A 13771-nucleotide genomic window follows, 5' to 3' on the forward strand; every position below is an offset into this window, starting at 1 on the left:
TTTGGCTCAGTCGTCGCGGCCCTCGGGGGTTTCGACGAAGTTGTCGAACACACCGCCGGTATCCACCTCGTCTTCCCCGATGATCGGGGCGGCGAGGGCTGCGGCGGCCTCGGCCTCCTCGCGGCGGGCCTCGATCACCACGTTGTCCCGCCCTGTGGCGATGCGGCGCACCTCCTGCGTGGCACGCCCCGTGCCCGCCGGGATAAGACGCCCGACGATCACGTTTTCCTTGAGCCCCACAAGGCGGTCACGCTTGCCCTGAACCGAGGCTTCGGTCAGCACGCGCGTGGTCTCCTGGAACGACGCCGCCGAGATGAACGAGCGGGTCTGCAACGACGCCTTGGTGATGCCCAGAAGGATCGGCGCACCGGTGGCGGGACGGCCACCACGGGCCTCGGCCTTGGCGTTGGCCTCGTCGAACTCGACCTTGTCGAGATGCTCGCCCTTCAGAAGCGTGGTATCGCCCGATTCGTCGATCTCCCATTTCTGGAGCATCTGGCGCACGATCACCTCGATATGCTTGTCGTTGATCTTCACGCCTTGCAGGCGGTAAACCTCCTGCACCTCGTCGATCATGTAGTTGGCCAGCGCCTCGACCCCCATGATGGCAAGAATGTCATGCGGCGCGGGATTGCCGTCCATGATGTAATCGCCCTTCTGGACATAGTCGCCCTCCTGCACGGGGATGTGCTTGCCCTTGGGAACCATGTATTCCACCGGCTCGCGGCTCTCGTCGGCGGGCTGGATGCTGATACGGCGCTTGTTCTTGTAGTCCTTGCCAAAGCGCACATAGCCGTCGATTTCGGCGATGATCGCGTGATCCTTGGGACGGCGCGCCTCGAAGAGTTCGGCCACACGCGGCAGACCGCCGGTGATGTCCTTGGTCTTGCCACCCTCGCGCGGGATGCGCGCCACAACGTCGCCTGCCTCGACGGTCTGCCCGTCCTCAACCGACAGGATCGCATCGACGGACATCGGATAGATCACCGGGTTGCCCGCATCGTTGCGCATCGGCTCACCATCCTCACCGATGATGAAGACCTCGGGCTTGAGTTCGTTGCCACGAGGTGCTGCGCGCCAGTCGGTCACGATCTTCTGGGTCATGCCGGTGGCCTCGTCGGTGACATCGCGCACCGCCACGCCGGTGGTAAGATCGACGAACTTGGCCTTGCCCGGCTTCTCGGCGAGGATCGGCAGGGTATAGGGATCCCATTCAAAGAGCTTCTGGCCGCGTGCGATCCGCTCGCCCTCGGCAACAAAGACCTTGGTGCCATAGCCCAGCTTGTGGCTGGCAAGCTCTACCCCCGCCTCGGACAGGATGCGCAGCTTCATGTTGCGGCCCATCACCAGCGTCTCGCCACTGGAATTGACCAGCGTTTGCGCGTTCTCGAAATCGATCACGCCCTCCTGGCTCGATTCCTGGAAGGATTGCTGCCCGCCCTGCGCCACGCCCCCGATATGGAAGGTCCGCATGGTAAGCTGCGTGCCCGGCTCGCCGATCGACTGCGCGGCGATGATCCCCACCGCCTCGCCGATATTGACCAGCGTGCCGCGCGCCAGGTCGCGCCCGTAGCAGGTGGCGCAGACCCCGTCATCGACCTCGCAGGTCAGCGGCGAGCGCAGGCGCACGGTCTGCACCGCGGTCTCGTCGAGCAGGTCGGCCAGGCGCTCGTCGATAAGCTGCCCCTTGGCGACCAGAACCCGGCCACTGACCGGATCGACGATCTCATCGGCCGCGACCCGGCCAAGGCTACGCTCGGCGAGCGAGGCAATCACCTCGCCATCGTTCACCGCCGCCTCGACGGTGATGCCGCGCTCGGTCTCGCAATCGTGCTTGCGCACGATGCAATCCTGCGACACGTCCACCAGACGCCGCGTCAGATAGCCCGAGTTGGCGGTCTTGAGCGCGGTGTCCGACAGGCCCTTGCGCGCGCCGTGGGTCGAGTTGAAATATTCAAGAACGGTCAGGCCTTCCTTGAAGTTCGAGATGATCGGCGTCTCGATGATATCGCCCGAGGGCTTGGCCATCAGGCCGCGCATCCCGCCCAACTGCTTCATCTGCGTGACCGAGCCGCGCGCGCCGGAATGCGCCATCATGTAGACGCTGTTGGGCTCCATCACGGCACCGGTCTCGTCGCGCTTCTCGTCCGAGATCGCGCCCATCATCGCCTCGGTCACCTTGTCGTTGCATTTCGACCAGGCTTCCACGACCTTGTTGTATTTCTCGCCCTGGGTGATGAGGCCGTCCATGTATTGCTGTTCGAACCCCTTGACGAGGCTGCGCGTATCCTCGACCAGCGGCCATTTCGAGTCCGGGATCACCATGTCGTCCTTGCCAAAGGAAATCCCGGCCTTGAACGCCTCGCGGAAGCCCATCGTCATGATCTGGTCGCAGAAGATGACCGATTCCTTCTGACCGCAATAGCGGTAGACGGTGTCGATGACCTGCTGCACCTCCTTCTTGCGCAGGAGGCGGTTCACAAGGCTGAACGGGGCCTTGGCATTGGGCGGCAGGAGCGCGCCAAGCTTGGCGCGGCCCGGCGTCGTCTCGACCCGCTGAAAGGTCTCAAGCCCCTCGTCGTCGATCTGCGGGATACGCACCGTCACCTTGCTGTGCAGGTGGACGTGACCGGCATCGAGCGCGTGCTGCACCTCATCGAGCGACGAGAACACCATGCCCTCGCCCTTCATCCCCTCGCGCTCCAGCGTCACGTAGTAGAGACCGAGGATCATGTCCTGCGACGGCACGATGATCGGCGCGCCGTTGGCGGGCGACAGCACGTTGTTGGTGGACATCATCAACACCCGCGCCTCGAGCTGCGCCTCGAGCGAGAGCGGCACGTGGACGGCCATCTGATCGCCGTCGAAATCGGCGTTGAAGGCGGCACAAACGAGCGGGTGAAGCTGGATCGCCTTGCCCTCGATCAGGATCGGCTCAAACGCCTGGATGCCAAGCCGGTGCAGCGTCGGCGCACGGTTGAGCATGATGGGGTGTTCGCGGATCACCTCGTCAAGGATATCCCAGACCTCGGGGCGCTCTTTCTCCACCAGTTTCTTGGCCTGTTTCACGGTGCTGGAAAGGCCCTTGGCCTCCAGCCGCGAATAGATGAACGGCTTGAACAGCTCGAGCGCCATCTTCTTCGGGAGACCGCACTGATGCAGCTTCAATTCCGGGCCGGTCACGATAACCGAGCGGCCCGAGAAATCGACCCGCTTGCCCAGAAGGTTCTGGCGGAAGCGGCCCTGCTTGCCCTTGAGCATGTCCGACAGCGACTTGAGCGGGCGCTTGTTGGCACCGGTGATGACGCGGCCACGGCGACCGTTGTCAAAGAGCGCATCCACCGCCTCTTGCAGCATCCGCTTTTCGTTGCGCACGATGATATCGGGCGCGCGCAGTTCCAGCAGACGCTTGAGGCGGTTGTTGCGGTTGATGACCCGGCGATAAAGGTCGTTGAGATCCGAAGTGGCGAAGCGGCCACCGTCGAGCGGCACCAGCGGGCGCAGTTCCGGCGGAATGACCGGCAGCACCGTCATCACCATCCATTCCGGGCGGTTGCCGGATTCGAGGAAGCTCTCAACCACCTTGAGCCGCTTGATGATCTTCTTGGGCTTCAACTCGCCGGTGGCTTCCTTGAGATCGGCGCGCAGCGTCTCGGCCTCGTTCTCAAGGTCGATATTCGCCAGCATCTCGCGGATCGCCTCGGCCCCGATATTGGCGGTGAAGGCGTCCATGCCATAGGCGTCCTGCGCGTCCATGAACTCTTCTTCCGAGAGCATCTGGCCATAGGTCAGGTCCGTGAGGCCCGGCTCGATCACCACGTAATTCTCGAAATAGAGCACCCGCTCGAGATCGCGCAGCGTCATGTCGAGCATGAGACCGATGCGCGAGGGCAGCGATTTCAGGAACCAGATATGCGCGCAGGGTGCGGCCAGCTCGATATGGCCCATGCGCTCGCGGCGCACCTTTTGCAGCGTCACCTCGACGCCGCATTTCTCGCAGACGACGCCGCGATATTTCATGCGCTTGTATTTGCCGCAGAGGCATTCGTAATCCTTGATCGGGCCAAAGATACGCGCGCAAAAGAGGCCGTCACGCTCGGGCTTGAACGTGCGGTAGTTGATCGTCTCGGGCTTCTTGATCTCGCCATAGGACCACGAGAGGATACGCTCGGGGCTGGCCAGAGAGACCTTGATTTCGTCGAACACCTTGGCAGGGGCCACCGGGTTGAACGGGTTGTTGGTAAGTTCCTGGTTCATTGTCTGATCCTTAAAGGCTGGCGGTGAAGGGGGGCAGAGCGCCGTTTTCTTGAAAAGAAAACGGACCGGACCCTTTGAAAGGGTCCGGTGCGCGGCGCTTACTCATCCTCCTCCGCATCCAGGAGTTCCATGTTGAGGCCAAGGCCCCGGACCTCTTTGACAAGCACGTTGAACGATTCCGGGATACCGGCCTCGAAATTGTCCTCGCCTTTCACGATGCTCTCATAGACCTTGGTGCGGCCTGCCACGTCATCGGATTTGACGGTGAGCATTTCCTGCAAGGTGTAGGCCGCGCCGTAAGCCTCGAGCGCCCAGACCTCCATCTCGCCGAAGCGCTGGCCGCCGAACTGCGCCTTGCCGCCCAGAGGCTGCTGCGTGACAAGGCTGTAGGGCCCGGTCGAGCGCGCGTGGATCTTGTCGTCCACCAGGTGGTGCAGCTTCAGCAGATACTTGATGCCCACGGTGACGGGCCGCGCGAATTGCTCGCCCGAGCGCCCGTCAAAGAGCACCGACTGGCCGCTGGTATCAAAGCCCGCGCGTTTGAGCGCGTCGTTGACATCGCCCTCCTTCGCGCCGTCAAAGACCGGCGTGGCGATGGGAACACCGTTGGTGACCGTGCCTGCCACGGCAACGAGCGTGTCATCATCCATGCCCTCGATCCCCTCGGCATAGACCTCGTCGCCATAGGCGATGCGCATGGCCTCGCGCACCGGGGTCAGATCGCCGGTGCGGCGATAATCTTTCAGCGCCTCGTCGATCTTGAGGCCCAGCGCCCGCGCGGCCCAGCCCATATGGGTTTCGAGAATCTGGCCCACGTTCATCCGGCTGGGCACGCCCAGCGGGTTGAGGCAGATATCGACCGGCGTGCCATCGGCGAGGAACGGCATGTCCTCGATCGGGATCACCTTGGAGATGACGCCTTTGTTGCCGTGACGCCCGGCCATCTTGTCGCCCGGTTGCAGCTTGCGCTTGATGGCGATGAAGACCTTGACCATCTTCATCACGCCCGGCGGCAGGTCGTCGCCCCGGCGCACCTTCTCGACCTTGTCCTCGAAACGGGCCTCGATCGCGCGCTTTTGCACCTCGAACTGCTCGTTCAGCGCCTCGACGATCTGCGCATCCGCCTCGTCCTTGAGGGCAAGCTGCCACCATTGGCCGCGGGTCAGCGTGGCCAGCAAATCCTCGGTGATCTCGGAATTGGCCTTGACGCCCTTGGGCCCCTTGACCGCCACCTTGCCGAAGATGAGACCGCGCAGGCGCGCATAGATGTTGCGCTCCAGGATCGCCATTTCGTCGTCGCGGTCACGCGCCAGACGCTCGACCTCCTCGCGCTCGATCTGGAGCGCGCGCTCGTCCTTCTCCACGCCGTGGCGGTTGAACACGCGCACCTCGACCACGGTGCCGAAATCACCCGGCTTGACGCGCAGCGAGGTGTCGCGCACGTCGCTGGCCTTCTCGCCAAAGATCGCGCGCAGCAGTTTTTCCTCGGGCGTCATCGGGCTTTCGCCCTTGGGGGTGATCTTGCCCACAAGGATGTCGCCGGGCTGCACATCGGCCCCGATATAGACGATGCCCGCCTCGTCGAGGTTGCGCAACGCCTCTTCGCCCACGTTGGGAATGTCGCGGGTGATTTCCTCGGGCCCAAGCTTGGTATCGCGGGCGGCGACCTCGAATTCCTCGATATGCACGGAGGTGAACACGTCGTCGCGCACGATCCGTTCAGAGATCAGGATCGAGTCCTCGTAGTTGTAGCCGTTCCACGGCATGAACGCGACGATCACGTTCTTGCCGAGCGCCAGTTCGCCCATATCGGTGCAGGGGCCATCGGCGATCACCTCGCCCTTGGAAACCGTATCGCCCACCTTCACCAGCGGACGCTGGTTGATGCAGCTATTCTGGTTCGAGCGCTGGAACTTGCGCAGCCGGTAGATATCGACACCGGGATCACCGATATCGAGATCCTCGGTGGCGCGCACCACGATGCGCTGCGCATCGACCTGGTCGATGATCCCCGCACGCCGCGCCATGATCGCGGCACCCGAATCCTCGGCCACCTTGCCTTCCATGCCGGTGCCCACAAGCGGCGCCTCGGAGCGCAGCGTCGGCACCGCCTGCCGCTGCATGTTGGAGCCCATGAGCGCGCGGTTGGCGTCGTCATTTTCCAGGAACGGGATGAGCGCGGCGGCAACCGAGACAAGCTGTTTGGGGCTCACGTCGATCAGGTCCACATGCTCGACCGGGGCCAGCATATATTCGCCCGAGCGCCGGGTGTTGACCATCTCGTTTACGAATTTCCCGCTCTCGTCGAGCGACGCGTTGGCCTGCGCCACGGTGTGGCGCATTTCCTCGGTGGCGGACATATAGACCACATCATCGGTGACCTGGCCGTTTTCCACCTTGCGATAGGGCGTCTCGATAAAGCCGTATTTGTTGACGCGCGCGAAGGTCGCGAGGCTGTTGATCAGGCCGATATTGGGCCCTTCCGGCGTCTCGATGGGGCACATGCGGCCGTAATGGGTGGGGTGCACGTCGCGCACCTCGAACCCCGCCCGCTCGCGCGTCAGACCGCCCGGCCCGAGCGCCGAGAGGCGGCGCTTGTGCGTCACTTCCGAGAGCGGGTTGGTCTGGTCCATGAACTGGCTGAGCTGCGACGAGCCAAAGAACTCGCGCACCGCCGCCGCCGCCGGTTTGGCGTTGATGAGATCCTGCGGCATCACCGTGTCGATTTCCACCGACGACATGCGTTCCTTGATCGCGCGCTCCATACGCAGAAGGCCGACGCGATACTGGTTCTCCATCAACTCGCCGACCGAGCGCACCCGGCGGTTGCCGAGGTGGTCGATATCATCGATATCGCCCTTGCCGTCGCGCAATTCCACCAGCGCCTTGACGCAGGCCACGATATCGTCGCGGTCAAGCGTGCGCTGCGTGTCGGGCTTGTCCAACGCAAGGCGCATGTTCATCTTGACGCGGCCCACCGCCGACAGGTCATAGCGGTCGGCGTCGAAAAACAGCGTATCGAACAGCGCCGATGACGCCTCTTCGGTGGGCGGCTCGCCGGGGCGCATCACGCGGTAGATATCCATGAGCGCGCTTTCGCGGTTCATGTTCTTGTCGATCACCATCGTGTTGCGGATATAGGGGCCGACATTCACACCGTCGATATCGAGCACCGGAATATCGGTGATTCCGGCATCGAGCAGGTCCTGAAGCGTGCCGCCGATGATCGTGCCGTCCTTGTCATATTCAAGCGTCAGCTCATCGCCCGCCTCGACATGGATCGCGCCGGTTTCCTCGTCGATGATGTCGCGCGCCACGAACTTGCCGACGATATGATCGAACGGCACCAGAAGATCGCTCACGCGGTCCTCGTCGATGAGTTGCTTGACCGCGCGCGGCGTGACCTTCTTGCCCGCCTCGAAAATCACCTCGCCGGTCTTGGCGTCGACGATATCATAGGTCGGGCGCGTGCCGCGCACCCGCTCGGGGAAGAACTTGGTGACCCAGCCCTTCTTTTTCTTCAGCTTGTAATCGACCGTGTCGTAATAGGCATTCATGATGCCTTCCTGATCGAGGCCGATGGCGTAAAGCAGCGTCGTCACCGGCAGCTTGCGGCGGCGGTCGATGCGGGCATAGACGTTATCCTTGGCGTCAAACTCGAAATCGAGCCACGAGCCGCGATAGGGGATGATCCGGCAGGTAAAGAGCAGCTTGCCCGAGCTATGCGTCTTGCCCTTGTCATGGTCGAAAAACACGCCCGGAGAGCGGTGCATCTGGCTGACCACCACGCGCTCGGTGCCGTTGACGACAAAGGTGCCGTTATGCGTCATGAGCGGCATATCGCCCATGAACACGTCCTGCTCCTTGATATCCTTGACGGATTTCGCGCCGGTATCCTCGTCGATATCGAACACGATCAGCCGCAGCTTGACCTTCAGCGGCGCTGCATAGGTCATGTCGCGCTGCATGCACTCCTCGACATCGTATTTCGGGCGCTCCAGCTCGTAGCTGACGAATTCGAGCACGCTTGTCTCGTTGAAGTCCTTGATCGGAAAGGCCGATTGAAAGACCCCTTTGATCCCCTCACCATCCTGCGGATCGGGCTGATCGCCGGAATTCAGGAACAGGTCATACGAGGATTTCTGAACCTCGATGAGGTTCGGCATCTCCAGAACTTCGCGGATCTTGCCGTAGGATCTACGCAAACGCTTCTGGCCAAGGTAGCTCTGTGCCATGTCGATCTCACCTTTTCATGTCTCACCGGTCGCATACGCTGTCGGGCACAGCGCTGCGGCCTTCCGAGAGGGCAGAGTGCGATCCATTCCCGGCCCCTGTCCCACCAGAGGCCTCCCGATCGCGCGAACCTCGCCTGAAACAGGCCCCGTCGCGCGGGGCCTCTCTGAGATAGGTTTGGCCGGGCCCGGATATGCCGGGCCCAGCCTTTTTCGTCATGCCGCCCGGCGGGCAGCGATCACTTGAGTTCGACCTCGGCGCCGGCTGCTTCCAGCTTGCCCTTGATCTCTTCGGCTTCCGCCTTGGAGACCTGCTCCTTGACGGCCTTGCCACCGGCCTCGACGAGGTCCTTGGCTTCTTTCAGACCAAGGCCCGTGATCGCGCGGACTTCCTTGATGACGTTGATCTTCGACGCACCGGCCGATTTCAGGATCACGTCGAATTCGGTCTGCTCTTCGGCAGCGGCACCACCGGCACCCTCGGCCGGGCCTGCCATCATGACCGCGCCACCGGCTGCGGGCTCGATGCCATACTCATCCTTGAGGATGGTTTTCAGTTCCTGTGCTTCGAGAAGCGTCAGACCAACGATCTCTTCCGCGAGTTTTTTCAGATCAGCCATTTTTCAGCTCTTTCCGTATCTAGATGTGTTCCAACGTCGGGGCACGGCCCCACACGCATATGACAGTTTGCCTCAGGCCGCTTCGGCCCGCTCCTCGATCGTCGAAAGGATGCTCGCGATGTTCGAGGCAGGCGCGCCAATGGCCCCCGCGATGCTCGAAGCAGGTGCGCCGATCATGCCCGCGATCTGAGCGATAAGCTCGTCGCGCGAAGGCAGTTTCGACGTGGCTTCGACACCGGCACGGTCCAGCGCCGCGTCACCCATTGCCCCGCCAAGGATTTCAAACTTCTTGTTATCCTTGGCGAAATCCTCGGCCACCTTGGCTGCTGCCACGGGGTCTTCGGAATAGGTGAGCACGGTCATGCCCGCGAGGTAATCGGCAATGCTTGCGCATGGCTTGCCCTCGAGGGCGATCTTGGCGAGCCTGTTCTTGGCGACACGGACCGATGCCTCTGCCGCGCGGGCGCGGGCACGAAGATCCTGCATCTCGGCAACTGTCAGACCCGTGTAGTGGGCAACCACCACAACGCCAGAGCTTTCGAAGATCTGGCCGAGTTCCTCGACCACTTTCTCTTTCTGGGCTCTATCCACAGTTTCACTCCAATTTCGGGGGTTTCCCCCCGGCTCAGTTGTGCCACCCCTTGCGGGGCGGCGTTCGGGTCCAATGTCAGGGTCCCGAGGCCAAGATCACCCGAGAGCGGCCAGCGCCGCCGGAAATCTCATCTCGTTCCCCATCTCGGGAAGGAATTATTTACCGCGACTGCGGCAAACCCTCCGTCTCGGACAGGACAGGGCCAATCAAGGCCCCGCCATTCGACCCGGATCACCGATCCGGGCGCGAATTCTCATTCAACAGCGGCGCTGCTGACATCAATGCTCACGCCCGCGCCCATCGTGGACGAAAGCGAGATCTTCTTGACATAGGTGCCCTTGGCCCCCGTGGGCCGCGCCTTCTGCACTGCAGAGACGAAGGCGCGCACGTTCTCGATCAGCTTCGTTGCATCGAACGACGCCTTGCCGACACCGGCGTGAACGACGCCCGCCTTCTCGGCCTTGAACTGCACCTGGCCGCCCTTGGCATCCTTGACTGCCTGCGCCACGTCCATCGTCACCGTGCCGACCTTGGGGTTCGGCATCAGGTTGCGCGGGCCCAGCACCTTGCCCAGACGGCCCACGACGGGCATCATGTCGGGCGTGGCGATGCAGCGATCGAATTCGATCTTGCCGCTTTGCACGATTTCCATCAGGTCTTCGGCACCGACGATATCGGCCCCGGCGGCCTGCGCCTCATCGGCCTTGGCACCGCGCGCGAACACAGCCACGCGCACCGTCTTGCCGGTGCCGTTGGGCAGGCCCACGACGCCGCGCACCATCTGGTCGGCATGGCGTGGATCGACGCCGAGATTCATCGAGATCTCGATGGTCTCGTCGAATTTCGCGGTGGCATTGCCCTTGATGAGCGCGACCGCATCCTCGACGCTGAGGTTTTCCTTGCCGGCGACTGCCTCGCGCAGGGCGCGGGTCCGTTTTCCAAGCTTTGCCATCACTTCACCTCGATGCCCATGGAACGCGCGCTGCCAAGAATGATCTGCATGGCCGCCTCGACGGAATTGGCGTTGAGGTCCTGCATCTTGGCCTCAGCGATCTCGCGCACCTGCTTGGTGGTCACCGTGCCCGCATTGGCGCGGCCCGGCGTCTTGCTGCCGGATTTCAGCTTGGCCGCCTTCTTGAGATAATGCGACGCGGGCGGCGTCTTGATCTCCATGACGAAGGACTTGTCCTGATAGTAGGAAATCACCGTCGGGCAGGGCGCGCCGGGTTCCATATCCGCCGTCTTGGCGTTGAACGCCTTGCAGAATTCCATGATGTTGATGCCGCGCTGGCCCAGTGCGGGGCCGACGGGCGGGCTGGGATTGGCTTGCCCGGCTTTCACCTGAAGCTTGAGCGTCCCGATCAGTTTCTTGGCCATGCGGCCTCTCCTTTGCTTCCAACACCGTCGGGGCGCGCCCCTCCGGCTCTCTCGTCGTGTGGTCCGGTCCGGCGGCCGCGGCCGCCTCGCCTCCCACTTCTCACGTCGTCAGGTCTGCTTGGTGACCTGCGTGAATTCCAGCTCGACCGGCGTTTCGCGGCCAAAGATCGACACCGACACCTTCAGGCGCTGATGGTCCTCGTCGACATATTCCACCATGCCGTCGAAATCCTCGAACGGGCCGTCGTTGACCTTGACGCGCTCGCCGATCTCGAAATTGATGAGCGTGCGGGGGCTTTCCTCGCCCTCCTGCACCCGGCCAAGGATGGTCTGCACCTCCGCATCGCGCATCGGCATCGGGCGGCCCTGAGGCCCGAGGAACCCGGTCACCCGGTTGATCGAGTTGATCAGGTGATAGCCCTTGTCAGACATCTCCATATGCACCAGCACATAGCCCGGCATGAAGCGACGCTCTGCGGTCACCTTCTTGCCGCGCCGGATCTCGATCACCTCTTCGGTGGGCACCAGAACCTCGTCGATCTCGTCGCCCAGGCCCTGCTCTTCGACCGATGTCCTGATCTGCTCGGCGATCTTCTTCTCGAAATTCGAGAGAACGCTGACCGAGTACCATCGTTTTGCCATCGTCGATCCATGCCCTTGTCTTCACCGGCCTTGGGCCGTATTTCCTTGATCTTTCAGACGGCTACCGCCGCGACCCCGTGAAATGAAAAGCGGCGCGCAACACGAATCGCCGCGCGCCATCATCCGGAGTGTGGGCCGAATTAGCCCCGTTTCGCCCTGACTTCAAGGGCTTTCTCCGCGCGCGTGCCCCGCAGCAAGGGTCTTAGCCGAAGAGGCCCAGTATCCCCTGCAACCCGCCCCGGATCGCAAGATCGACCAGCGCAAAGAAGATCGCGGTCAGCGTCGCGAGGATGAATACCATCACCGTCGTCAGAAGCACCTCGCGGCGGGTCGGCCACACGACCTTGCCGACCTCCGAGCGCACCTGCTGGATAAACTGGAACGGATTGGTTTGGGCCATCTGCGCGATCTTTCCTGCAACGTCTCGGGCGGACATACGCGGGCCACGCGCCGAATTCAAGGGCCACGCGCCGCCTCAGTGACGGCGGTCGCACAACCGCTCGAACGGCTCGGGCATGTCCTCGAACGGGTCTTCCCGCGTGGCGCGCCGCGCCCGAAACCGCCCAAACGCCGCGTCACGCAACCGTTCAAGCAGTTCCGGCCCAAAGAGCGCCACCGCGACCAGGCAGATCACGAACCCTGCAAACAGCACAACAAGCACCGCCTTGGGCCACACAACCACGGCGGCAAAGGCCACGCCCCATAGCGCGGTCACGGGACCGGGCCGAAACCCGCGCAACCGCGTCAGCATGCCGGGGGCCTGCGCCGCCTGCTGCGCCTGTTGCTGCCGGGGTGCCGAAGTCTGCGCCGCCTTTTGGGCGCGGCGCCGCCGGGGTGCGGGGGCTGCCTCTTCTGCCACCATCTCGTCTGGCAAGACCAGTTCGGGCAGATCCGCGCGCACGCGGCGCGCACGGTCCTCGCGGATCAATTCGCCGATGGTTTCCACCGCGTTGCGCACGGCAATCTCGGTGGTGGCGGCATCCTCGGGTGTCCGGCCCTCGTATTCCTCGAGACCGGCTGCGAAATAATCGACCGGGGCACGCCCCGAAATCACATGATGTTTCATGGCAGCAACACTCTTCATCCTGATCCACGCCCCCACGCGGATCGGCACTGGCCAAGGGCCTCATACCGATTGGTGGCGGTGATGGGGCGCAATTGTGGCACAATCGTGGCACAACGGCGTCAGAAATATGGAAATTACGATTTTCAACACAATTTAGACGTGTTTTCGGCATCACGTCGGGCAGCACGCGCCTCCCCGACCCGATGCGCCGATCTGCCAAGAGCCAAAGCCCCACCCCGCCCTTTCGAGCGCGGATCTAGCGGCAGGTTCCGGTGATTTGGCAGGGGCAGCAGGGTTCGAACCCGCGACCTACGGTTTTGGAGACCGTCGCTCTACCAGCTGAGCTATACCCCTAAGACGCTGGTGTCGTAATGTTTTTCGCAGGGGTGGTCAAGCGCCGATACGAATGTTATCACAACGGTAATCACTTAGCGGTAAGATCATGTTCTACCCGCGTTCGGCTTTGTTGCGCAAATGCCTCAGGGGATTCATCTCGTGAATCCAGCGGAGTAGCTGGGATGCATGAGCAGACCTACACCCCCGACCTACAAAACCAGGAACTGGCCGACCTATAACGAAGCGCTCAAGCGCCGCGCCTCGCTGACGATCTGGTTTGACCCCGAGATGAACTGGGAGGCCACGCCGTCAGGCAAGCGTGGTCGGCAGCAGACCTATAGCGATACCGCCATCCAGACGTGCCTGACGATGAAGGTCCTGTTCGGTATGGCCCTTCGGCAGACGACTGGGTTCGTCGAGAGCCTCCTGCGCCTGATCGGCCTGGATTGGACCGTGCCGGACTACAGCACTCTCAGCAGGCACCAAAAGACCTTGGTTGTGCACATCCCTTACCGCGGCTCACATGGCCCGCTGAATCTCCTTATCGACAGCACCGGAATCAAGCAACCGTCTCAGGACGGCGGGTTTGGTTGCCATGGCGTGTCGCGCTTGAGGACGGTGTTGGCGAGGAGGATGAGCTTTCTGGCGG

The 13771-nt window shown here is 62.7% G+C and carries 10 protein-coding genes and 1 tRNA gene; 1 reads left to right on the forward strand and 10 read right to left on the reverse strand.

Features of this window, described 5'->3' with window-relative positions; translation table 11 throughout:
* Positions 1-6 precede the first annotated feature (6 nt).
* From rpoC to ABIE58_RS17975, 10 genes are all read right to left on the reverse strand, one after another.
* On the reverse strand, positions 7-4257 hold the full coding sequence (gene rpoC / locus ABIE58_RS17930) for a DNA-directed RNA polymerase subunit beta' (protein WP_354546049.1): 4251 nt from the start codon (positions 4255-4257) through the stop codon (positions 7-9).
* 98 nt (positions 4258-4355) lie between these two features.
* The gene (gene rpoB / locus ABIE58_RS17935; RefSeq protein ID WP_354546050.1) at positions 4356-8492 is read right to left on the reverse strand and encodes a DNA-directed RNA polymerase subunit beta; all 4137 of its coding nucleotides are present in this window, start codon (positions 8490-8492) and stop codon (positions 4356-4358) included.
* 236 nt (positions 8493-8728) lie between these two features.
* Entirely contained in the window at positions 8729-9109 is a 381-nt protein-coding gene (rplL, locus tag ABIE58_RS17940) for a 50S ribosomal protein L7/L12 (protein WP_354546051.1), read from the reverse strand.
* A gap of 72 nt (positions 9110-9181) precedes the next feature.
* Positions 9182-9700, reverse strand: a complete 519-nt coding sequence (gene rplJ, locus ABIE58_RS17945) for a 50S ribosomal protein L10 (protein WP_354546052.1) — start codon at positions 9698-9700, stop codon at positions 9182-9184.
* Positions 9701-9954: 254 nt separating this feature from the next.
* Entirely contained in the window at positions 9955-10653 is a 699-nt protein-coding gene (gene rplA / locus ABIE58_RS17950; RefSeq protein ID WP_354546053.1) for a 50S ribosomal protein L1, read from the reverse strand.
* The gene (gene rplK / locus ABIE58_RS17955; RefSeq protein WP_354546054.1) at positions 10653-11078 is read right to left on the reverse strand and encodes a 50S ribosomal protein L11; all 426 of its coding nucleotides are present in this window, start codon (positions 11076-11078) and stop codon (positions 10653-10655) included. The genes rplA and rplK overlap by 1 nt, the downstream gene beginning before the upstream one ends.
* Positions 11079-11186: 108 nt before the next feature.
* Positions 11187-11720 (reverse strand): transcription termination/antitermination protein NusG, encoded by a 534-nt coding sequence (gene nusG, locus ABIE58_RS17960; RefSeq protein ID WP_354546055.1) that lies wholly within the window; start codon positions 11718-11720, stop codon positions 11187-11189.
* A gap of 202 nt (positions 11721-11922) precedes the next feature.
* A complete protein-coding gene (gene secE, locus ABIE58_RS17965) occupies positions 11923-12120 on the reverse strand; it encodes a preprotein translocase subunit SecE (protein WP_354546056.1) in 198 nt (65 codons plus the stop codon).
* A 75-nt stretch (positions 12121-12195) separates the two neighbouring features.
* The gene (locus tag ABIE58_RS17970; protein WP_354546057.1) at positions 12196-12786 is read right to left on the reverse strand and encodes a hypothetical protein; all 591 of its coding nucleotides are present in this window, start codon (positions 12784-12786) and stop codon (positions 12196-12198) included.
* 278 nt (positions 12787-13064) lie between these two features.
* A tRNA-Trp gene (locus tag ABIE58_RS17975) sits at positions 13065-13140 on the reverse strand.
* A gap of 168 nt (positions 13141-13308) precedes the next feature.
* Between ABIE58_RS17975 and ABIE58_RS17980 the strand changes: the two genes are divergently transcribed.
* On the forward strand, positions 13309-13771 hold a 463-nt coding region (locus ABIE58_RS17980), incomplete at its 3' end, for an IS5 family transposase (protein ID WP_354546058.1).

Origin of the sequence: Roseovarius sp. MBR-78 (genome assembly GCF_040547535.1) — a bacterium.
In the GTDB taxonomy this organism is placed as follows: domain Bacteria; phylum Pseudomonadota; class Alphaproteobacteria; order Rhodobacterales; family Rhodobacteraceae; genus Roseovarius.